Source organism: Nonomuraea cypriaca, from assembly GCF_015645445.1.
In the GTDB taxonomy this organism is placed as follows: Bacteria; Actinomycetota; Actinomycetes; order Streptosporangiales; family Streptosporangiaceae; genus Nonomuraea; species Nonomuraea cypriaca.
In genome coordinates, this window is record NZ_JADOGI010000186.1 from 1 (window position 1) to 21,043 (window position 21,043).

Genomic DNA, 21,043 nt, shown 5'->3' on the forward strand with positions numbered 1-21,043 from the left:
CGATAGACCTTCAGAAACCCTGAAATCTCATCAACACCCGAAGAAGCCGGAGCACCAGCAGATAAGCCCAGGTCCTGCGGCTAGAGATGCTCAAGAGACTCAGAGGAACTCAAGGGATATTGCACAGTCATCGGACCAGGTGAGAGGCGCTTCGTTCCGGGAATCGGACTGCCTGGGGTGGTGGCGTTCACGTAATCGAGCCGGTCTGAACCGCGTGGCGTGTCGGGTGGATGTCGGTCATCCGGTTTCCACTCCGGTGGACGGAGCCGTAGCGAGCGCGGCGAGTTCGATGCGGTTGGCGACACCGAGCTTGGCGTAGATGTGGGAGAGGTGGGTCTTGACGGTGCTTCGGCTCATGAAGAGCCGCGCTCCGATCTGCGGGTTGTTGAGGCCCACAGCGGCCAGCCGTACCACGCTCAGCTCGGTCGGGGTGAGGCTGTCCCACCCGGCGGCCGGCCGGTCGCGGGCGCCCCGGCTACGGCGGACGTACGCGACCGCGTCGTCGAGGGACACCTCGGCGCCCGCCGCCCATGCCGTCGCGAATTCTTCACCGAGCGTCTGCCTGAGTCGGGCGACCAGCTCGTCGTACTCGCGGCGTTCGGCGGCGCGCCGGGGATATCCCATGGCCGCGCGTGCCGTGGTACTCGCGGCCAGCGTCCGCACCGCGTTCGGCGGGGCCAGCCGCGCGGCGATCGCGTCCAGGCTGTCCACCCAGAACGTGCGTAGTCCGTGGGCGACGCGAATGGTCAGTGCCTCGTGGTGCAGATCGGGGTCGCCGGTGAGGTGGGCCTGTTGCTGCAGCACGTCCGCGAGGACGCGTGGCATACCGAGCTTGCGTGCGATGGCAGCCGCCCGGTCGAGCTCACCGCGGGCGTTCTCGTACCGGCCGGCGCGCCGTAGAGCCTCTCCGTAGCCGGCGTGCACCTGCGCCGCGAGGTAGGTCGGCGCGACGTGCTCGGTTTGCCGCACATCGCGCTCGAACCAGCGCAGCGCCCCGTCGAGATCGCCGTTCGCCACCTGCACTTGTGCGAGTGCCAACCTCATGCCGGGCACGAAGACCGCTGCTTCGGCGTTCTCCATGAGCAGCAGTAGTGGCCGCATTGCCTCGAGCGCTGCGGTCACGTCTCCGGACGCGGTGTGCGCGGCCGCCAGGGCGCTGCGTGCCATGCCGACGCGCAGGTAGTCGCCGAGCGGCTCGGCGAGTTCGAGCGACTGCTCGGCGAGGCGGCGGGCCTCGGCCGGCCGGCCGCTCGCGAGCACTCCGCTCGACAGGAACGCCAGTGTGGTCGACGCGATCCCCCGGTGACGGTGGCGGAGGCCGTCGAGTGCCGTTTCCAGCAGTGGGCGGGCCTCGTCGTGTCGGTCCTGCAGCTGCCTGATCATGCCCTGCAGCGCCAGCTGAGCATGCCTGAACAACTGGTCGCCCGCGATTTCGGCGGAGCGGATCGCCTCGACGGTGAGGTCCCAGGCGGCGGCGAAGTCGGTGTAGAACCGGCCGACCGCGGCCAGCGTCAGGCACTGGCTGCGCAGGCTCTCGTCACCGTGCACGGTGGCCAGTTCGAGCGCCTGCTGTGCCACGTCGTATTCCAGATCGACCGGGCTCGTGGTGTCCGCGACCAGCGCCAACCCGGTGAGCAGCCGTGCCTGTAGCAGTGAGCGGTCCGTCGGCACCCGGTCGATGGCGCGCCGCAGGAAGGCGATGCCCTCGTGCCCGTGCCGGTGCAGATGCCACAACCACGACAGCTCGGCGGCGAGGCGGCGTCCCCTGTCGGGATCGGCGGCGGCTAGCCCCCACTCCAAGGCGGCGCGCAGGTTGTCGTACTCACCCTCGAGCCGGGCGCGCCTGGCGTCGAGATCGGCGGTTCGCTCCGGCCCACTGGCGGCGAAGGCGAGGAAGTGGTCGAGATGGTGGTCGCGGGTGAGGCGGATCTCCCCCGCCTCCCGCAACCGGCCGGCGGCGTACTCGCGAATGGTCTCCAGCAGCAGGTAGCGGGACGCGCCGCCGCGGGTCTCCGCGACGACCAGCGACTTGTCCACCAACCGGCCGATGCTGCCGAGTACGTCGTCGCGAGCGACCACTCCGCCCGAACAGACCGTCCGTACGGCATCCAGGTCGAACCCGGAAGGAAACACCGCGAGGCGGCGGAACACCGCCCGGTCCGGCTCGTCGAGCAGGTCGTGGCTCCAGGCGATGGATGCCGCCAGGGTCTGCTGGCGCGCGGCGACGCCACGCGGGCTGCGGATGAGCAGGCCGAACCGGTCGTCCAGGCCATGCTCGATCTGTTGCGGGGTGAGGGTGCCCAACCACGCGGCCGCGAGCTCGATGGCGAGCGGGACGCCGTCGAGCCGGGAGCACATCACCCGCGCGGCGGCCTCGCCTGCCTGGTCCAAGCCGAACTGCTGCCGGACCTGGCGGCCCCGCTCGACGAACAGCCGCAACGCCTCGTCCGGGGCCAGCGACGGCACCCGCCAGACCACCTCGCCCGGCACTGCCAGCGGCTCGCGGCTCGTGATGAGAACCGACACCTCCGGGCACGAAGACAGCAGCGCGCCGGTCAGCTCGGCGGCGCCGTCGATGATGTGTTCGCAGTTGTCCAGGCAGATCAGCGCGCGGCGGCCGCGCAACTGCGCCGTCATCGACCGCACGGGGCCTTGCATGGGTTCGATGAGCACGCCGAGCTTCGCCGCGACCAGCTCGGCGAGTCGCGCCTGGTCGCTGACGGCCGCCAGCTCGACCCACCAGACACCATCCGGCCGGCGCGCGACCTCGGTGGCGGCGATCTCCGCGGCGAGCCGGGTCTTGCCGACGCCGCCAGTGCCGGTCAACGTCACCAGCCGCTCGGCGTCCAGCAGCGCCCGCACCGCGGCCAGCTCGGACCGCCTGCCCACGAAGCTGGCGAGCTGGACGGGCAGGTCAGTGAACGCTGCAGACGTCATGGCACGGCTCAGTCTGCCATCGAACCGTTGGAACCGGCCACCGGAAAGTCCCGGTCTCGGCCACATGGCCGATGTTCTCCCCAGCCGCCGAAGGCAGGCTTTCCGCGAACACCCGAACTCGACGACCAGGGAGCAACGCGATGGGATCCGTCGTCGCCAGCATGTCCATGTCTCTCGACGGCTTCGTCGCCAGTCCGAACGACGAGGTGGACCACGTGTTCGCCTGGTACAACGCCGGGCAGGCCAGGGTCGAGAGGGAGAATCGGGACTTCACGCCGGAGAGTGCCGAGGTGTTCCGACCCGGGGCGCTGGGCTCGCTGGTCTGTGGCCGCAGGCTGTTCGAGCTGACTAATGCGTGGGGCGGCAGACACCCGATGGGCGCGCACGTCTTCATCGTCACCCACAGTGTGCCGTCCGGCTGGCCGCGCGAGGACACGCCGTTCACCTTCGTCACCGACGGTGTGGCCGGCGCGGTGCAGCAGGCCAAGGATCTCGCTGGTGACCGCGACATCGCCATCGCCACCCCCACCATCACACAGCAGTGCCTCGACCTCGGATTGGTGGACATGATCGCAGTGGACCTCGTGCCCGTGTTGCTGGGGGAGGGCATCCCGTTCTTCGCCCGACTCGCGAAGGCACCGGTCAAGCTGGGCACCCCAACGGTCATCGAGGCCAAGGGCGTCACGCACCTGCGCTACCCGGTCGGCCACTGACACCGTCGCAACTCGAAGGGAGACGTCATGTCGAATGTATCTACATACCCTGATCGGATGCCCGGCCCGCTGGAGGTATCCGTGGACAATCCGCGCTACTTCACCGTGCGTTCGGACGACCCGGCGGGGCGGCGGGTGGTGTACCTCACGGGCTCGCACATCTGGAACAACTTCCACGACGGCATGGGGCCCGGCGCGACCGCACCGGCTCTGCCTGAGAAGCTGGACTACGACTCCTACCTGGATTTCCTCGCCGCTCACGGGCACAACTTCATCCGGCTGTGGCGCTGGGAACAGTTCAAATCGCAGGCCGCGGGCGGCGCGTACCACCTGAACATGAGCCCGCAGCCATGGCCGCGCACGGGGCAGGGAACGGCCAAGGATGGCGGTCCGAAGTTCGACCTGTCCCAGTTCGACCCGGCCTATTTCCGGCGGCTGCGCGAGCGGGTCATAGCGGCCGGCGAGCGCGGCATGTACGTGGCCGTGATGCTGTTCGAGGGCTGGGCGCTGCACCTCAGCCCGGCGCCGGACAACGTCGAGGGTCACCCGTGCCATGCCGCCAGCAACGTCAACGGCATCGGGATCACCTCGATCCTCGACCACCAGGTCCTGCCGCTCGACCCCGCCGTGCGGGCGCTGCAGGAGGCCTACATCCAGCAGGTCGTCGACACCGTGCACGATCTGCCCAACGTCCTCTACGAGGTCGCCAACGAGTCATGTGGAGGTGGCACAGCCGATCCGGAGATGGCCGCCGTGCTCGGCGTACCGCCGGGCACCGAGTGGGGTGACTCGACCGACTGGCAGTACTGGGTGATCGAGTTCGTCCGACAGTACGAGCGGCAGGAGGAGTATGACCCGCACCCGATCGGGATGACCATGCAGTTCCCGGTGGCCGACCAGACCCGGGTCAACGCGCCCCTGTTCGACGGGCCCGCCGACTGGATCTCGCCTGGCTACGATGATGAGATCTTCCGCGAGGGCGGTCATCCCGCCGCCCCGGACGGTCCGCCGTCGCGATGGCTGGAGAACCCGCCACCCGCGGACGGCCGGAAGGTCCTGATCAGCGACACCGACCACTTCGCCCCCGGCCAGGGCGACGCGCTCTGGGTATGGAAGGCGTTCCTGCGCGGCCACAACCCGATCTTGATGGACTTCGGCCTCATCGACGGCATCCAGCCGGCCGGCGAACCGTCACCGGACGCCTTCGAACCGGCCCGCCAGGCGATGGGCGACACCCGGCGCTACGCCGAGAGGATCGACCTCATCGGCATGCCCCCTCGCGGCGACCTCAGCTCCACCGGCTACGTGCTGGCACACCCCGGCAAGGAGTACCTCATCCTGCAGCCGAGCGAGACCAGCGAGGTGTTCACCGCCGAGTTGCTGGCCGGCAGCTACACAGCCCACTGGTACGCCATCGGCGAGCGGACATCCCGGACCGGCGACGAGGTGACGGTGCCGAGCGACGGCCTGGTGAAGTTCACCATGCCGTCCACGATCCACGGCCCGGCCGTACTGCACCTGGCGGCCGCCACCAACCCCGTGTCTGCTGCCTCCAGGTAGTCACGCACGATCCATCTCCTAAGGCTTGCGGCCCACCGCGGCGTACATATTGGTGGCGGTGTCCGGGAAAGGCTCGCCACCGGAAGCGGGGTTCCAGCGGAACCCGACAATCAAAGGAGGAACGATGGCGAACATGAGCACGGTGGACAGGTCGGCGCCCACGGACAGGCATGTGACCGCACCGATTACGGATCTCGCCGCCGACACGGCGATCTCGGCCGCCAAGCACCTCACCCACCGGGTCCGCGGCCGGTGACCGGCATGTGGGCGATGGTTCCCCGGCTGCTCGGCGACAGTCGCTACCTCGTGCTCGCCACCGCCGATCGCCAAGGGCGGCCGTGGGCCACTCCCGTCTTCTTCGCCGCCCGCGATGAGGACCGGCTCGTCTGGGTGTCGGCACCGGACAGCAGGCATTCCCTCAACATCGCCGAACGCCCAGACGTGGCCATCACGGTCTTCGACTCCCACGCGCCTATAGGCGGTGCCGAGGCGCTTTACCTCGAGGCGACCGCCGGCCCCGCCGACGATCCCGTCGCGGCGCTGACGACGCTCAACGCCCGCCTCCCCACAGGCAAGGAACTCACCGGCGACGACCTCGCGCCGTCCGGCCCTCTGCTGGCCTACTGCGCCGACGTGCGGCGACACTTCGTCCTGATCCGGGGAGGGGATTCGCGCTTCGACAACGTCACCGACGCACGACTCCGCGTCACACGCACCATGTAGGAGGGCCCAACCATGACCGCGAGCATCCCGCGCGGGTCGTCGGCGACAAGCTACACATCAATCTTGAGATCCATTGTCCGGACAGGCAAGGAGGACCACTGTGGGTAAGCCCATCTACTCGATGATCACGTCACGCGACGGCTACGTGAGCGATACGGACGGCAACTTCGGCTGGGGCGGCCCCGAGGAGGAGTCGCACGAGTTCATCAACGAGCACGGGCGATCGATCGGCGCGTACCTCCATGGCCGCCGGATGTACGAAACCACGGTCTACTGGGAACCGCGCACACGGTGCCTGGCATGACTCGAATCATCGCTGACATCTCGGTCTCCCTCGACGGCTTCGTCACCGGGCCCGACCCCGGCCCGGACAACGGTCTGGGCACCGGCGGCGAGGCCCTGCACACCTGGGCGTTTTCCGACGACCCCGACGACCGCCGGGTCCTGCGCGAGGCGACCGCCTGCTCGGGCGCCGTCGTCCTCGGCCGCCGGCTCTTCGACGTGGTCGACGGGCCGAAGGGCTGGAACGACAACTCCGGCTACGGCGCCGGCGAGGTCGGCAAGCCCGCGTTCGTCGTCGTGACGAGCTCGCCGCCGGAGTCTGTGCGGCTCACCGACCTCGATTGGACGTTCGTCACCACCGGTCTGCCCGACGCCGTCGCCGCCGCGCGCTCGCGCGCGGAAGCGGCGTCGTCACACCGCGGCGAGGACCTCGATGTCGTTCTCATGGGCGGCGGCGCCATGATCGGCTCGGCGCTCGACGCCGGGCTGGTCGACGTGCTGTCGCTGCACCTCGCGCCCGTCGTGCTGGGCTCCGGGACGCCACTGTTCACCGGCGGAGCGCCGCGCACGCTGGTGCAGCGGAGCGTGACCTCGACATCGACCACGACGCACCTGACCTACGACGTCCTCTGACGACGTCGTTGCGGAATTTCACATCGAGCAATCAACGGCGCCCCGGTGGGGCGCCGTATGTCCTTCCTCAAGGCCCTGCGCCGGAGGTGGCCCTGCGGGTCCCTGTATGTGATCATGGACGACTACGGCCGCACAAGCATCCAGATCCGCGCCTGGGCCGTCGACCACGACGTCGAGCTGGTGTTCCTGCCGACCCACGGCTCGTGGCTGAACTGGATCGAGTCCGAGTTCGCCGCACTGCGCTACTGGCCTTCGGGGAGGATCGGGCCGGATTTTGGCGCTATGCCGTCAGGCCTCAGAGGGGACCCAGGTGCGGGCGGCCTCGTGCAGGCGTATCAGCCGGTCCCAGTGTTCGGCAACGGTGGTGCGGCCGGGCTCGGTGAGGCTGACGACGGTTCGGGGACGGCGTTCGGCGGTCTTGTCGATCTTAACGATCCCGCCCTTCTCCAGCTTGGCCAGATGGCTGGACAGGTTGCCTTTGGACAGGCCGGTGACACGCTGGAGGTAGAGGAAGTCGGCGCTTTCGCAGGCCGACAGCGCACTGGTGATCGCCAGCCGGGAGGGGTCGTGCACCAGCCGGTCGATCTCCGTCATGTCCTCGAAAGGGGTGCCCACCTCATTCCTCCTCGCTTGCCGGTTGCGGAAGCGAGCGCACCAGAGCGCGGTGGTCGAGCAGGCCGTTGACGACGAGCAGCGCGCCGACGAGCAGAAGCTGCCAGAGGGGCTCGGCCGCGGTGAAGGGATGCTCTCCCGACGGGGTGAGCACGCCGAGCGGGGCCAGGGTGAGGGCCATGAGCGCCACGGCCGAGGCCGGGTAGTGTCCGCGGCCAGGCCAGGGCGGTCCGCCGATCAGCGCGAGGAGGACGGCGAAAATCAGACCGCCGGTGAGATGCCCGGCCGTCCCGGTGACGTTGGCGGCGGTGACCACCACGAGCACGCCCGACAGCAGCACAGGGATGAGCCAGGCGCGGAACCTGGCACCGTCGCGCCGCGGGACGACCGTGCCGAAGGTCCCGCGGTAGTAGCCGGCCGCGGCGGCGAGCAGAACGGCGAAGAGCAGGAGGGGGACGACATGGTTCTCCCGGACGCCGTCGAACGCGAGGGACCCGAGGAAGAGGCCGTAGACGGCCAGATAGAGCCCCCGGCGGTGGGCGTGCTCGGCGGTGGATCGGCGGATGCGATCGAGGCGATCGAGTTCGTACGAGTTGACCATCGGACCTTCCGGTTTGCAGTGCAGACCTTTCTGCAGTCTAGGACTCGGGGCGTGAGGTTTGCAGTGCAGACCGTTCAAGTCCCACGTACGGCGGCGCAAGTTTCCGCACTCCCAGCGAGTCCACGATTCCTACACCCACAGGGCACACAGTCGTCGTCACCGAATCGTCGTCAAGATCGTCTCTCTAGCGCCAAAATCCGATGCGATCCTCCCCGGAGGCCTACTACGCCCTCAACGGCACCGACCACCGCACCCATGACCAGCAGAACGCGGCGATCAGCGGCTACGTCCGCCGGCGCAACGCCCGCGCCCAACCGGCCGCCAGCTCACCAGTCACCCGGCCAAGGTTGCGTGACGGGCCACTAGGTTGACCGCAGCTCCGCGGCGACCGCTCGTTCCCGCAACTGCGCCGCCTCCGCGCGGGCGGCCTCCAGCTCCGCCCGCAGGTCCTCGAGCCGTATCCGCTCCAACCTGAGCTCCGCCCGCAGCTGATCACGCTCCTTGGCCGCGGCGTCGCCTCGCGTCTTCTCCCGCGAGACCAGCTTCCGTTCCCGTGCCAGCGCGGCCGCGGCCTCCTCCTCGCCGGCGGCCAGCCTCCCTGTCAGCCGGTCCACCTCGCCCGCCGCCCGGGCCGCGTCCCGCAGGGCCACCGCCCGATCCCGATCGGCCTCCGCCGCGGCCCGCTCGGCCTGAACGGCGCGCTCCACGGCCCGCTCCCGCTCCTGCACCGCCGCCTCCTCCCGCGCCTTCGCGCCGATCACGTCGCGTTCGGCCTGCTCACATGCCCGAACCGCCGCCGCGGTCTCCTCCCGGGCGCGATCACGTTCCCCCCCGGCCTGGTCGGCGGCCTCCCGAGCCTGCACGGCCTGCGCCCGTGCCTCGCCGGCCCGCCGTTCCGCCAGCTCCACCCGCTCGGCCAGCTCCTGAACGGCCTGGTCCCTGGCCCGCTCGGTCAGCTCGATCTGGCGGGCCGCCTCCTCGGCGCGCCGCTCGGCCAGCTCCGCCCGCCGCTGCGCCTCCTCGGCCGTCTGCAGCGCCTGCCGCTCGGTGCTCGCGGCCTCCCGCAACGCGGCCAGCGCCTGCTCCCGCGCCTGCTCGGCGTCGGAGAGCGCCGTCTCCCGTTCGCTCTCGGCCTCTTCGAGCCGGGTCCGCATCTCGGCCGTCTGCCTGCGGGCGTGCTCGGTGGCCTCGCGCGACAGCCGTACCTGCTCGAACGCCTGCTCCCGCTCCGTACGCGCGATCGCCACCCGCGTGTGCGCCTCTGCCTGGACCGCGCTGAGCTTCGCCTCGACCCCCGCCGGGCTCAGCTCGTCGGCCAGCGCCCGTGCCAGCGGCTCGATGGCCGCCGCCAGCCCGGTCTCCATCCGGTCGTACAGCTGCTCGGCCCTGGCCAGCGCCCCCTCCAGCCCTGGGGTGGCCCGCCGCAACTCGCGCTCCCGCTTGGCCGCCGCCTGACAGTCCTTCTCCGGGCAGTACGCCTTGGGCCGCCCCCTCCCCCGCCGCTGCTCGATCGGCGCTCCGCAGTGCTTACAAGGCGTCACCACACTGGTCTCCGCAGTCACCCCCACAGCCTACCATTTCGATTTTCCAGAAAATAAAATTCAATAATGATGATCCGTTGTGCTGCAGCTTCTCTGGTACAACTTGCGGGAAGTTCCCGCAAGTTATCATCTGATCGCCCACAGCGGGTACCAACCAAGTGCGAATCTGCAGCGGGATGTCATGCGGATTGCCACGAAGTTGTCCTGGCGTTATGCCACTTGGTGTCAGTGGGAGTGCCACGAGGTGTCAGCAAGATCCTTTGAGTAGGCCGCTTTTAAGGGAGCGCCCTCGCGGTGCCCAGAGGCTATTTTTGCAGGTGAGTGCCATGTTCAGGGCGGAAGCCGCGTCGTAGCTTGCCTCCGTGTCATCCGTCTGCCGCCTCCGCCCGTAAGCGATGACCTCGCAGTCCTGCTGCGTTTCGACAGCGAGATCTGTGCGGAAGAGATCTTCGCTTCGCTGACACGTGGTGGCACTAATGCCAGCTGCTGACATTGCCGATCGAGCGGATGACCTGGCGCTTTGCCATGAGATGTCAGCAAGAGGTGCCAGTCGATGTCAGTACGGACCGCATGCCCCTCGGGAGGGGGCGCTGCGCGGCGCCTGTCCGCGGTGCGATGGTGGCCGCCAGTCGGGGAAACGACGGTGGGCACCCGTGCGAAGGCGCGCCTACCGTTCTGCCTTCCCGGCGCCATTCGACAATCGCGCCCCGGCTTGGCTTCGCTTTTCAACCAGGCTCTTCATGACATCGGGCGGGTCACGTCCACGGGCGCGCGGCATGTCTCGCAAATGTCGTGGTTGGCGGCTCAGGGCTGTTAGCGTGGGTTCATAAGCCTCGGGCCTCGCCACTGTCTCACGCGTCCCGGGCACCGCTATGTTGAGCGTGCGCTGGTGGCATACGGTTGTCCTCACAATCGCCGCTCCGTGCGTTCGGGCAGTTCAGACGTCTGCGGTGGGCGGCGGCGTTGCCTCGCCCTCAGGCGAATGGCGGGGCGGTGACGGCCTGGAGGGCGGCGCTCAGTGCTCGGGCCTGTGCCGGCGACCGCGGGGCGTCGGCGAGGGGGATGGCGCTGTCGTCGTAGTGCAGCAGCACCACGCCGTCCTGCAGGGTGACGGCGTCGAAGGCTCCGCCGGGCAGCCGTACGCCGGGCCGGCCGTCGACGTCGGCGAGTGGCGGCACCACCAGGCCGGTGGCCGCCTGGGCGGCGGCGAGCTGGCGGCGTAGTGTCTGCTGCTCGCGTTCGGCCATCTCCAGGCGGGTTTCGGCGGTGGCTTGGCCCAGGCGGGCCTGGTCCCGCTGGGTCTGTAGCCGGTCGCGGTCTTCGTTGAAACGGCGCTGTCGTTCGGCCAGGTCATCGCGTACCGCGCGGGTTTCGGCGCGGGCCTGCTCGGCTGCGGTGCTGGCCTGGTCGAGCTGCAGCCGGGTGGTGGCCAGGTGCGTGCCGGTCTGCTCCAGGTGTTCGGTCAGGCGGCGGATGTCGGCGCGGGCCTGGTGCAGCTGACGGTCGCGCTCGGCCAGGGCGGCTGCGCGCTCTTCGGCCAGGGCGGTGGCTCGGGACACCTCGGCGCCCAGGGCGCGCAGTTGCTCGGCTTGGCGCCTGGTCAGGGACTGCTCGTCGTGCAGCTGGGCGGTGAGCTGGCCGATCTGCATGCCCAGGCGTTCGGCGTTGGCGCGGGCTTCGCTGTGGATGCGGTCGCGGCGTTCCTCGGCCTCGCGCTGGGCGTTCAGGGACTCCTGCTGGACGCGGAGGGCCGCGTCCCGTTCCTGCTCGGCCGTCTGCCGCCCTGCCAGCGCGGCGCGCATCGAGGTGCGGGCCTGCTCGGCGTCGGATTCGGCCTGCTGCACGCCCGTCTCGGCCTGGGCCAGCTGGGTGGCGATGGCCTGCCATACCTGCTCCAGGCGTTCGTCCAGCTGGCGCAGGTCCTCGCGTTCGGCGGCCAGTTGGGCGTCGCGCTGGTGCAGCCGGGCGCGGATCTGGCCGGCCTCGGCGGCAAAGGCGCTGACCGCGGTGTTCGTGGCCACCGCGGCGGGGGCGCTGTCGGCGGCCCGGCTGGCCTCGTTGCCGCACAGCTTGCAGCAGTACTTGCTGGGGCGGCCACCCTTGCCGGGCTCGCGTTCGTGTTTGGCGCGGCCGCAGCCGGGCCGGGCGCACTGCCGCAGCGGGTCGTCGGTGGCCAGGGCCAGGCAGTCGCGGGTGTGGCCCCGGCCACCGCGGGGCGGCTCCTCCCCGCCCGGCCCGGGGGGTGCCGAGACCTCTTGCCGTCCGATGGTGAAGGCGGTCGGTGGTGTCGGCGGCAGAGCGGCCGATGTGCCGGCGTGGTCCTGGCTCGGGGTGGGACCCGGCTCGCTGGGGTCGAAGCTGATCTCCGTCACGTAGCGAATTTAGCATCAGCACATGCCGTAGAAATTTCGGTTTAGCATATCGCTCATGCGTTTCTTTAATGATCACTGAGAAGGGGAGTTCTCAAAGATCATCTCTGGTAGGGTGGGTTCCGTGATCGAGTCCGCCACGGCCTCCGGGCCGGATTCCCGCCCGCTCCCCACGACTGCTTTCCCCGGCGCCTCTGCCGCCGGACTGGTGCTGGGCGCCGGCCCGGCGATCGCACCTGCCCGCGACCCCTACCTGCTCTATCTGGGACGCCTGGGTAGCGCCGCCTCCCGCCGCGCCATGCAGATCTGCATGGACCACCTCGCCCGGATGCTCACCGGCGACCGGCTCGACGACGCCGCCGTCACCGGCCAGGGCCAGCCCTGGCACCACCTGCGTTACGAGCACACCGCCTGGCTCCGCGAGCAGGTCGACCAGATGGACTGGTCCCCCGCCTACCGCAACAAGCACTTGGCTGCTCTGCGCGGCGTGCTCAAGGAGGCCTGGAAACTCGGCCTGCTCAGCACCGACGACCACCAGCGGGCCGTCGCCCTGGCTCCGTTCGGCGGCCACCGCGAGCCGGCCGGCCAGCACGTGCCCGACGCCGTCATCGGCGCGCTCATCAACGCCTGCGACGCCGACCGCTCACCCGCCGGCGCCACTAGCGGGGCCGGGCTGCGGGACGCGGCCATCATCGCCGTGCTGGACGCCTGCGGCCTGCGCCGCGCCGAACTCGTCGCCCTGCAGTACCCCGACTACGACCGGGCCCGGCGCATGCTCACCGTCATCGGCAAGGGCGACAAACAGCGTCGCATCCCCGTCAACTCCTTCGCCGCGCGCCGCCTGGAGGCCTGGCTCGCTCGCCGCGGCACCCACCGCGGCCCGTTGTTCCCCCGCCTGACCCGCGGCGGCACCGTGCGCACCGGCCCCGACGGCCGCCCCTGGCAGATGAACCCCCAGGCGGTGCGCGACATCCTGGCCAAACGCACCGAACAGGCCGCCACCACGGCGGTGCGGCCGCACGACCTGCGCCGCACCTTCATCTCCAACCTCCTGCCGCAAGCCGACGCGATCATGACCGCCCGGCTGGTCGGCCACGCCAGTCCCAGCACCACCCTGCGCTACGACGTGCGCCCCGACGAAGAAGCCCGCGACGCCGTCGAACGCCTCCGCGTCCCCACTGTCGCGCCGCTACTGCCCGGAACATCCGCTGACCAGCGGCCTCCCGCCGCACCCTGACGAGGACACCGCGCCGGGCTCGGCGTCGGCCCGCGGGCGATCCCGGTCGTATCGCTTGGCGAGGTGCTGTCGATCGGTTACCGCGGTAAGCACGACAGCGTCGGCAGCAGGCCAGGACCTCCACCGGCTGCCGGTAGGACGGCCAGCGCACCGGGGCGGTCGGCTCACGCCTGCGGTGGCTCTCCCGCTCGGCAGCGGGCCTGCACGTGCCAGCTCTCCCGGCCAGGTGCGAGCATGGCCGGTTCGAGCCGCAGCTCACAGTGCTGGGCAGTGTCGGCCAGGATCTGGCCGGCCCGCCCGATGCCCCGGCTCAGCAGGGCGCCATCGCCGGGATGCTGGCCGGCAGCGGAGACGCGCGCGGCGGCGAGCAGGTCCCGGCCCCACGCCGGAACGGAATAGTCGATCCGGAACGGCAGATAGCTGCTCAGCGTGGCGGCATCCGGTGCCAGGTTGGACAGCCGCGTCAGGCCGAGCAGGGCAGGCGGCATGCCGGTCACCAAAAGCGCCGCCAGCGCGCCGGCGTGCACCGGGTCGACGACCCGGCTCCGGATCTGCTCGGCCACCGCGGACGTGAACGGCGGGTCCGTGAAACCCGGCCCGCTCCACCGCTCAGGCCGCCCGGGCAGCAGCAGGTGAAGGCCGTGCCGCGAGAAGCCCGCCTGCGCGCCGCGCAGCACCGCCAGGCTGTGCGCCCCCGACGGCATGCCGGCCACCAGCCCGACCAGGAAGCGCGCCAGCGATCTTCGGTCGCACTCCTGAACTCGCGGCGACGCTGCCGACGCCGGCGGGCCGAGCCGCGCGGCCCAGCGTGCCCGCACCAGATCCCAGCTCGGCACCTGCCATAGCCCGGCCTCGCACGCCATCACCCGGCTCGCAGGGCAGCCCTCCGCGCGTTTGTCTTCGTCTCGGGCCCGGAATTGACGGCAGCACGCGGCCGGCGGCCGATCGAGCTGCCCGGGGACGGCCGACACAAAAGCGCAGATCGCGTCCCTGCCGTAGCCGTACAGCACGTCCACGCGGCAGAAATCCTCGCGCTTCAGCAGTCGCTGAGCATCGGCGCGAAACGATGGCGCCTCGCTGCCGGGCAGCAAGGGCAAGGCTTGCGCCAGTACATAGGCGATCGCGTGGAGTGAGCGCTCCCGCCGGCTCGCGCCTACAGCCCGCCCGTCAGTCCCAAGGCCGGTGTCCACGGCTCTCCTCTCAGTGACTCAGGAGGGCTTCCCGGTACGTCGTTGACGATCACTCCGAACCAAGCCACCGGAGACTGGTGCGGTGCCGAGGCCGCTGTCGCCGTCCTCGTGGCGCAGCACCCAGTCATCGAGGTCGAGGGCCGTTTCCAGCGGTTCCCTGGCCATGTAGGCCCGCAGGCTGGTCACCTCGCACGTGGCTCCGCCCGGGCGAGTCCCCTCGCGGGAGAGCAGTTCCTTCCGGAAGGCAGCCTCGGACATCGCGAAGCGCGTCCAGGCGGTGCGAGGAGACACGTCCAGGACGTCGCCGATGAGTTGCCAGTCGGCGCCGCCCACGCGCTCGAACACTGCGGCGGCTTCGAAGAACCGCTGCGCGGCGGCGAGCACTCGAGCGGCGTCGGCGAGCACAGCGCCTGGCGCACGGGTGGTGCCGTCGGGATTCAGCTCATGTTCGCCGATTGGGACGGCGACACGCGCGAGTTCGGCCAGTTCGCATGCTTCGTAAGCCATCACCAGCCTCGCTCGAGCCGCGTCCGTGTAGGGTGCGGTGGCTCCCGCGCCACTTTCGGTCATGTCAATCAGTCTCAATTCCTGACGATGAGTAATGATCACTGCGGCTCCCCGTGTGGTCAGCCGCGCAGGAAATACAGGACGGTCGTGATCACGGCGGTCGCCATGAGGACGCCCCGCAGCAGCCAGGTGGGAAGATGGCGGGCGAGGTGAGCGCCGACGAAGCCCCCGGCCACGGCGCCGACCAGCATGGCGGCGAGGACAAGGGGAGCGCTCAGTGTGTTTGAGGCGAGGAGGAACAGCACTGCCGCGCTGAGATAGATGGCCGCAAGTTGGGCGATCCGCATCGGGTTGCTGACCGCGGCGTCAAGGCCGAGGCCGATGCTCCACAGGGCCAGCATCATGATGCCTACGGCTCCACCGAAGTATCCGCCGTACACGGCGAGGAAGAACTGTCCGATCAGGACAGCTGGTGAACTCATACCGACCGAGCGGCCCAGTGCGCTGCCCAGCGCCCTGGAAAGGTGGCGGCCGAAGGCGAGGATCACTGTGGCGAAGGCGAGCAACCACGGCGCCGCGGCGTCGAACGACGATGCGGGCAGCATCAGCAGCAGGCCGGCACCGACTCCACCGCCCATGACACTGATCGCTGTCAGTGCCTTGGTGGACGTAGGCCCAACAGGGGTGAGCTCGCGCCTGTACACCCACGCGCTGGCCACGGCGCCGGGCAGTAGGGCGACCCGCGACACCGCGTTGGCCGTCACCGGCGGCATCCCGAAGGCGACGAGTGCGGGCAGCGCCACGAAGGTTCCTCCGCCCCCGATGGCGTTCAGGGCTCCGGCGGCGACGCCGGACAGTAGGACAAGAAAAAGCTCAGTCATATGCCGAGCATCGGCGTGGACGAGCGGCTCCACAATGCGGGATCGTCTCACCCAGCCTAAGGCTGAGGCGTAGGCTGAACCTGTGCGCTATGACTTGGACGACTTGCGGCTCTTTCTCCACGTCGTCGCGGCCCAGGACTCTCGAAGCTCCGGCGGGGGGCACGGTAGGGATCGACGCGGTCACCCAGCGGGCGGTTCGGCCCGGGTGGTCTGAGGGCTTGCCTCGAGTTGGGGGCGGTGACCGGTCTTGAGCTCGGGGATGTACTTGTAGATGGTCGCCCGGCTCACGCCGAGCAGCCGGGCGATCGAGGCGGGGGCCACGTGGGCGTTCGCGCAGCTCGTCGTATCCGGCGTGGTCCGGATGCGCGGCGAAAGCATCGCAGCGGCCGCTTACGGGTTCAACCGGATCCGGCTGACTCTGGACACTTTCCTCGCCCTCGGTCTGGAATTCCAGCTCGCTGGCGACATCCTGCGCGCCGCGATCCCTACCGCGCGGTGGCGACCAGCGATCCGCCTCTTCAGCCGGTACCGGGACGGATACGGCTCGTCGACAAGCGGCAGCGCCAGGTCGGCGGACGTCGACGTGGCCCAGGAGGACTCCCACCACCACCTTCTGCAGGGCGAAGAACTGACAGGCACACCGCTCGCAACGCCGCGGACGTCCTCCCTCGGCCGTATTCGAACGACGCGACCGAGCCTTCGCTCTCGAGCGACTGTCTTTTGAGCTGCTACGCGTTCTCGAGTTCAGCTGTGCTCGACGGCAACCGCACGCGCGCGACTGTGCCGAGGAGTTCGTTGAATCCTTCGGTCGTGCTGGGGTGCGTGTAGATCGAGTTGCCGAGCTCGCCGGCGGGAACATCGTGCCGCATGGCGAAGGCGACCAGGTTGATGACTTCTTGGGAATCGATGCTGATTAGTGCCGCGCCGAGGATGAGGTCGGTGTCCGCGTCGATGACGAACTTGATCAGGCCGCGGGTATCGCCCATGATCCGCGCACGATGCGTGGCTATGGTCTGAGCAACGAGCTTGCTGGCGATCCGCACGTTGTGGCCGCGTTCTCTGGCGGCGGTCTCGGTGAGGCCGACGGTGGACAACGGCGGGGTGATGAACATCGTGTGCGGTACAGCCCGTCGATCAGCCGTGGAGCGGGTGCCGTCACCGAGAAGCCGGTCCGCGACGATGCGGTGGTCGTCGCGGGAGATGTAGGTGAACTGCGGGCCCCCGTTGACGTCGCCGATCGCGTAGATGTGCGGCCGGCTCGTGCGCAGGTGCTCATCCACCTCGATGGCGCCACGTTCGGTCGTGCGGATGCCCGCTCTGTCAAGACCGAGTCCCTCGATGGCGGGAGCGCGCCCGGTGGCGACGAGGATCTTGTCCGCCTTCAGGGTCCGCGGACGCCCGTCGACCTCGTAAGAGATGGTGGTGTCGGCGGAGCCGTCCCTGACCTCGGTTCACCTTCGCGTCGGTGATGAGAGTGATTCCTTGGTCGCGCAGGATGGCGACGACGACTTCGGCGACATCGTCGTCCTCGCGGCCCATGAATCATCTCTGGGTCTGTAGGCGCGAACGAGCCGCCGGCCGAATGGGCGTCGGCAGTGTTCCGGCTCCCGGTCGGGCACGTCCACTGCCAGGAACAGCGACGCCACCAGCGGATGCGGCTCCCCCCTGCTGCCCGTCTGCCATCGGTCGGCCATTTCTTCCAGCCACCGGGCGACATCGTGCCGCGGGTCGATGAGCGCCTCGTAGGATCGCACGCGCGCCGCAGGCCGGGCAACAACTCCGCGGCGGGCAGGTCGGCGGGTGCTTCGCGCAGCTGCAGGATTTCGATCTCCTGGCGCTTCTCTGCGCCGTCCCGCAGGAGCCGCCGGTAGCCGGTCACGGCCCTCCGCTCCCGAATATGTCCCACTTACTCTCCGATTTTCGGATCAGAGGTAGCGGGTCAGGTCGGACTGGTGTTGCTGGAGGGCCGGGGACAGCGCCACGCGTTGTTCTTCCAGGAGATTACGGGCCATCTGGGCGGCCTTTGGCTCACCCTTGCCGAAGGCCTGGACGATGTGCTCGGCGTGGGCGGGCTTGAGGCTTTCGCCGAACGGCGCCTCATACGGGTCGGTGATCGCCTCGACGAGGCAGGGGCCGTCGTGGGCCATCGCCCGGTCCAAGACCGAAGCCGCATCAGATGGGTCTTCGATGCGGAAGGCCTTCAGGCCGCACGCTTGCGCCACGGCGGTGAAGTGGATGGGGTGGAGTTCGCAGCCGTACTGGGGGTTGCCCAGCAGGGCGTTCTGCTCCCAGACTTCCAGGGCGAGGGAGTTGTTGTGGAGGACGACCACCTTGACCGGCAGGTCGTGCTGGCGCAGTGTCACGAGTTCCCCCATCCCCATGGACAGGGCCCCGTCGCCGGTGAAGGCGATGACCGGACGGCCCGGGTAGGCGATCTGCGCGCCGATCGCGTAGGGCAAGGCGGAGCCCATCGTGCATAGGGTTCCGGAAAACGAATAGTTCATGCCCGCACGCAGTCTCAGACGCCCGCCCCAGGCGGTGACCGTGCCGGCGTCGCCCGTGACGATGGCCCCGTCCGGCAGCGCCTTGGACAACTCCCAGGTCACGACCTGCGGGCGCATAGGCGTTCCGGAAGAAGCGGCCTGGTGGCCGATCAGCTCCCACCAGGCGCGGTAACTCTCCTGTGCCCTTTTCAGGAAGGAACGGTCGGTGTTGCGCTGCAGCAGGGGGGCGAGTGCTGCGAGCACGGGGCCGGCGTGTCCGACAAGGCCGACCTCGACGGGGTAACGGAGGCCGATCCGGTCGGCGTTCAGGTCGATCTGCACGCCCCTGGCCTGACCGGGCTTCGGCCAGAAGTCGTAGTAGGGCGTGGACGAGCCGACAATGAGGAAGCCATCGCATCGCTCGAACGCCTCGTGCGAGGCACGCGTGCCGATCAGGCCCATGCCGCCGGTGGTGTAGGGGCTGTCGTCTGGTACGCAGTCCTTGCCGAGACCGGCCTTGATGATCGGCGCCCCGAGTACCTCGGCGACCCGTTCGAGTTCCTCGCCGGCGCGGCGGGCGCCGGCTCCGGCGCAGATGGCGACCCGCTCGCAGGAGTTGAGTACCTCGGCCGCCTCGCGGAGCCGCTCATCCGGCGGCATCACCTCGAACGGCTGCGCGGCGAGGGACGTGTGACCCGGGACGTTCTTGTCAGAGGAGGTGTCCTGTGAGAGTGTCCACGACTGGATGTCGATCGGGATCGCCAGGTGCGCCGGGGCGCGGTTCATCAGCGCGCTGCGCACCGCTTGGTCGGTAACCGTGATGGCATGGGCCGGACCCATGACGCGTTCGGAGTACAGGCACGCGTGCTCGAAGAGCCGGTCGGACGGCACGTCTTGCAGCTGGTGCGTGCCGATCGAGTCGTGGTACGACAGCCCGGTCACCGCGATCACCGGGGCACCGTCGATCCGCGCGTCGTAGAGACCGTTGAGCAGGTGGATCGCCCCCGGGCCCGCAGTAGCGACGCATGCGGCAGGACGGCCGGTGAACTTCGCGTAACCCACGCAGGCCAGGGCCGCGTTCTCCTCGTGCCGAACGTGGACGAACCGCATCTCCGGGTGGGTGCGCAACGCCTCGAAAAAACCGTTGACCTGATCCCCGCAGAGACCGAAGCAGGTGTCCACGCCCCAGGCCAGCAGGCGCTCGACGATCAGATCCGATGTGGTCTTACGATCGTCGTGTCCCATCAAGCCCTCCCAACCCCCCGCGCGGCGGCTCCAGTGCGAGATGCCCTGCCCTTCACGGGGGTGAACCCGCGCCACGACGATGGTCTGGCATGCGGCGCGCAATGGTCAGGTCAAGCCACGATCAGCGCTAGGCCGCCGTCGGGGTCCTGTACGGCCTCGTGTTCGCCGCCCAGGTCATCGCCACCGCCCCGTCCGGTGTGGCGGCGGGCGCCCCGTGCGCTTTGAGGCGTGCGGCGAGCGCCGCCGCGGTTTGACGAGTCGAGACGCATCCTTCGAGAGAGAAATGCTGCCTAACGGTCTGCCGACGGCCTGAAAGTGCAGCCCGCCTCTGATCGCCTGGCCCGGAAGGGCGGGGCTGAGGGCGAACTTCGGGCCGGCCGGCGTGTGGAAGGCAGCTCCAGGTGTCCATCGTCGAGGTGTCCATCGCCGGGCCGGCCGCCTCAGTGCCACTGTGCTGTCGAGCAGGTTACGCCTGCTGGTGGTCCCTGCGCATTCCCAGCCCCGCGGACAGGTCACACCGCGGCGACGCAGTCGATTTCGATGTCGAAGCGGCGGGGCCAGGCGGCAACGCACACGAAGATCCGAGCGGGTGGATCACTGGGGAAGTAGCGGCTGTAGACGGCGTTGACCGCGGCGAACTGGTCGACGGATGTGCAGTACACGTTGCATTTGAGGACGCCCGCCAGCGACGATCCCGCCGTCTCCAGGCACAGTTTCATCTGCTCCAGCACAAGTTCGGTCTGGCGCTCGATCGAGGCTCCCTCGACGACGTCGCCGGTGTCGGGGTCGAAGGGCGGGAATCCGGAGACGTAGAGGGTGTCGCCGCTTCGGGTGACGGCCGAGGCCGGCGCCCACCGCTCCAGGTAGGTCGACAACGGCTCGACGCGGATGATCTGTCTGGTCATCGTGGTACTCCCATCAGCTCGGGCGCAGTGTGTGGGCGCGGCCGTTCGCACGCGCGACTGTGCCGAGGAGTTCGTTGAATCCTTCGGTCGTGCTGGGGTGCGTGTAGATGGCGTTGCCGAGCTCGCCGGCGGGAACATCGTGCCGCATGGCGAAGGCGACCAGGTTGATGACTTCTTGGGAATCGATGCTGATCAGTGCCGCGCCGAGGATGAGGTCGGTGTCCGCGTCGATGACGAACTTGATCAGGCCGCGGGTATCGCCCATGATCCGCGCACGATGCGTGGCCGTGGTCTGAGCAACGAGCTTGCTGGCGATCCTCACGTTGTGGCCGCGTTCTCTGGCGGCGGTCTCGGTGAGGCCGACGGTGGAGAACGGCGGGGTGATGAACATCGTGTGCGGCACAGCCCGTCGATCAGCCGTGGAGCGGGTGCCGTCACCGAGAAGCCGGTCCGCGACGATGCGGTGGTCGTCGCGGGAGATGTAGGTGAACTGCGGGCCCCCGTTGACGTCGCCGATCGCGTAGATGTGCGGCCGGCTCGTGCGCAGGTGCTCATCCACCTCGATGGCGCCACGTTCGGTCGTGCGGATGCCCGCTTTGTCAAGACCGAGTCCCTCGATGGCGG

Annotated in this window: 21 protein-coding genes; 8 read left to right on the top strand and 13 right to left on the bottom strand. The window is 69.4% G+C overall.

Annotation, left to right across the window (positions count from 1 at the left end):
- Positions 1 to 237 precede the first annotated feature (237 nt).
- Positions 238 to 2,937 carry a helix-turn-helix transcriptional regulator gene (locus ITP53_RS41050; RefSeq protein WP_195900871.1) on the bottom strand — a complete coding sequence of 900 codons (2,700 nt, stop codon included), beginning with the start codon at positions 2,935 to 2,937 and terminating at the stop codon, positions 238 to 240.
- Positions 2,938 to 3,077: 140 nt separating this feature from the next.
- Here ITP53_RS41050 and ITP53_RS41055 point away from each other — a divergent pair, with 140 nt between their 5' ends.
- The gene (locus ITP53_RS41055) at positions 3,078 to 3,650 is read left to right on the top strand and encodes a dihydrofolate reductase family protein (protein WP_195900872.1); all 573 of its coding nucleotides are present in this window, start codon (positions 3,078 to 3,080) and stop codon (positions 3,648 to 3,650) included.
- A 57-nt stretch (positions 3,651 to 3,707) separates the two neighbouring features.
- Entirely contained in the window at positions 3,708 to 5,210 is a 1,503-nt protein-coding gene (locus ITP53_RS41060; RefSeq protein ID WP_195900873.1) for a hypothetical protein, read from the top strand.
- Between the two features lie 18 nt (positions 5,211 to 5,228).
- On the opposite strand, the gene ITP53_RS41065 is transcribed toward ITP53_RS41060, so the two are convergent.
- Positions 5,229 to 5,435, bottom strand: coding sequence for a hypothetical protein (locus ITP53_RS41065; protein WP_195900874.1), 207 nt, complete (start codon positions 5,433 to 5,435; stop codon positions 5,229 to 5,231).
- Between the two features lie 36 nt (positions 5,436 to 5,471).
- On the opposite strand from ITP53_RS41065, the gene ITP53_RS41070 reads away from it, so the two are divergent.
- The 3 genes from ITP53_RS41070 (at position 5,472) to ITP53_RS41080 (ending at position 6,848) form a co-directional block, all read left to right on the top strand.
- The gene (locus ITP53_RS41070) at positions 5,472 to 5,933 is read left to right on the top strand and encodes a pyridoxamine 5'-phosphate oxidase family protein (RefSeq protein WP_195900875.1); all 462 of its coding nucleotides are present in this window, start codon (positions 5,472 to 5,474) and stop codon (positions 5,931 to 5,933) included.
- 100 nt (positions 5,934 to 6,033) lie between these two features.
- Positions 6,034 to 6,237: a hypothetical protein gene (locus tag ITP53_RS41075; RefSeq protein WP_195900876.1), complete on the top strand. Its 204-nt coding sequence runs from the start codon at positions 6,034 to 6,036 to the stop codon at positions 6,235 to 6,237.
- The gene (locus tag ITP53_RS41080; RefSeq protein WP_195900877.1) at positions 6,234 to 6,848 is read left to right on the top strand and encodes a dihydrofolate reductase family protein; all 615 of its coding nucleotides are present in this window, start codon (positions 6,234 to 6,236) and stop codon (positions 6,846 to 6,848) included. The genes ITP53_RS41075 and ITP53_RS41080 overlap by 4 nt, the downstream gene beginning before the upstream one ends.
- A 288-nt stretch (positions 6,849 to 7,136) precedes the next feature.
- On the opposite strand, the gene ITP53_RS41085 is transcribed toward ITP53_RS41080, so the two are convergent.
- Both ITP53_RS41085 and ITP53_RS41090 read right to left on the bottom strand, forming a co-directional pair.
- Positions 7,137 to 7,463: a transcriptional regulator gene (locus ITP53_RS41085; RefSeq protein ID WP_195900878.1), complete on the bottom strand. Its 327-nt coding sequence runs from the start codon at positions 7,461 to 7,463 to the stop codon at positions 7,137 to 7,139.
- Position 7,464: 1 nt separating this feature from the next.
- Positions 7,465 to 8,061: a hypothetical protein gene (locus ITP53_RS41090; protein ID WP_195900879.1), complete on the bottom strand. Its 597-nt coding sequence runs from the start codon at positions 8,059 to 8,061 to the stop codon at positions 7,465 to 7,467.
- 200 nt (positions 8,062 to 8,261) lie between these two features.
- Here ITP53_RS41090 and ITP53_RS41095 point away from each other — a divergent pair, with 200 nt between their 5' ends.
- Complete coding sequence (locus tag ITP53_RS41095; RefSeq protein WP_195900880.1) at positions 8,262 to 8,432, top strand: hypothetical protein; 171 nt, start codon at positions 8,262 to 8,264, stop codon at positions 8,430 to 8,432.
- On the opposite strand, the gene ITP53_RS41100 is transcribed toward ITP53_RS41095, so the two are convergent.
- Together ITP53_RS41100 and ITP53_RS41105 are read right to left on the bottom strand one after the other, a co-directional pair.
- Positions 8,424 to 9,623, bottom strand: coding sequence for a coiled-coil domain-containing protein (locus ITP53_RS41100; RefSeq protein WP_195900881.1), 1,200 nt, complete (start codon positions 9,621 to 9,623; stop codon positions 8,424 to 8,426). The two genes, ITP53_RS41095 and ITP53_RS41100, sit on opposite strands and share 9 nt — an antisense overlap.
- 953 nt (positions 9,624 to 10,576) lie before the next feature.
- The gene (locus ITP53_RS41105; RefSeq protein WP_195900882.1) at positions 10,577 to 11,974 is read right to left on the bottom strand and encodes a coiled-coil domain-containing protein; all 1,398 of its coding nucleotides are present in this window, start codon (positions 11,972 to 11,974) and stop codon (positions 10,577 to 10,579) included.
- 121 nt (positions 11,975 to 12,095) lie between these two features.
- On the opposite strand from ITP53_RS41105, the gene ITP53_RS41110 reads away from it, so the two are divergent.
- Complete coding sequence (locus ITP53_RS41110; protein ID WP_328817405.1) at positions 12,096 to 13,208, top strand: tyrosine-type recombinase/integrase; 1,113 nt, start codon at positions 12,096 to 12,098, stop codon at positions 13,206 to 13,208.
- 164 nt (positions 13,209 to 13,372) lie between these two features.
- On the opposite strand, the gene ITP53_RS41115 is transcribed toward ITP53_RS41110, so the two are convergent.
- Genes ITP53_RS41115 through ITP53_RS41125 form a run of 3 tightly spaced genes read right to left on the bottom strand, consistent with a single transcriptional unit; the run spans position 13,373 to position 15,786 of the window.
- Complete coding sequence (locus tag ITP53_RS41115; protein WP_195900883.1) at positions 13,373 to 14,398, bottom strand: hypothetical protein; 1,026 nt, start codon at positions 14,396 to 14,398, stop codon at positions 13,373 to 13,375.
- An 18-nt stretch (positions 14,399 to 14,416) separates the two neighbouring features.
- Positions 14,417 to 15,007 carry a hypothetical protein gene (locus tag ITP53_RS41120; RefSeq protein WP_195900884.1) on the bottom strand — a complete coding sequence of 197 codons (591 nt, stop codon included), beginning with the start codon at positions 15,005 to 15,007 and terminating at the stop codon, positions 14,417 to 14,419.
- 17 nt (positions 15,008 to 15,024) lie between these two features.
- Complete coding sequence (locus tag ITP53_RS41125; protein WP_195900885.1) at positions 15,025 to 15,786, bottom strand: sulfite exporter TauE/SafE family protein; 762 nt, start codon at positions 15,784 to 15,786, stop codon at positions 15,025 to 15,027.
- Between the two features lie 271 nt (positions 15,787 to 16,057).
- On the opposite strand from ITP53_RS41125, the gene ITP53_RS56435 reads away from it, so the two are divergent.
- The gene (locus ITP53_RS56435; RefSeq protein ID WP_207757146.1) at positions 16,058 to 16,510 is read left to right on the top strand and encodes a DUF1622 domain-containing protein; all 453 of its coding nucleotides are present in this window, start codon (positions 16,058 to 16,060) and stop codon (positions 16,508 to 16,510) included.
- A gap of 4 nt (positions 16,511 to 16,514) precedes the next feature.
- On the opposite strand, the gene ITP53_RS60675 is transcribed toward ITP53_RS56435, so the two are convergent.
- The 4 genes from ITP53_RS60675 to ITP53_RS41150 all read right to left on the bottom strand — a co-directional run.
- The gene (locus ITP53_RS60675; protein ID WP_328817409.1) at positions 16,515 to 17,204 is read right to left on the bottom strand and encodes an FAD-dependent oxidoreductase; all 690 of its coding nucleotides are present in this window, start codon (positions 17,202 to 17,204) and stop codon (positions 16,515 to 16,517) included.
- Between the two features lie 507 nt (positions 17,205 to 17,711).
- Positions 17,712 to 19,514 (bottom strand): thiamine pyrophosphate-dependent enzyme, encoded by a 1,803-nt coding sequence (locus ITP53_RS41140; RefSeq protein ID WP_195900886.1) that lies wholly within the window; start codon positions 19,512 to 19,514, stop codon positions 17,712 to 17,714.
- 512 nt (positions 19,515 to 20,026) lie between these two features.
- A complete protein-coding gene (locus tag ITP53_RS41145; RefSeq protein ID WP_195900887.1) occupies positions 20,027 to 20,419 on the bottom strand; it encodes a RidA family protein in 393 nt (130 codons plus the stop codon).
- Positions 20,420 to 20,432: 13 nt separating this feature from the next.
- Positions 20,433 to 21,043, bottom strand: a 611-nt coding sequence (locus ITP53_RS41150; RefSeq protein WP_195900888.1) for an FAD-dependent oxidoreductase, incomplete at its 5' end; no start/stop codon positions are given.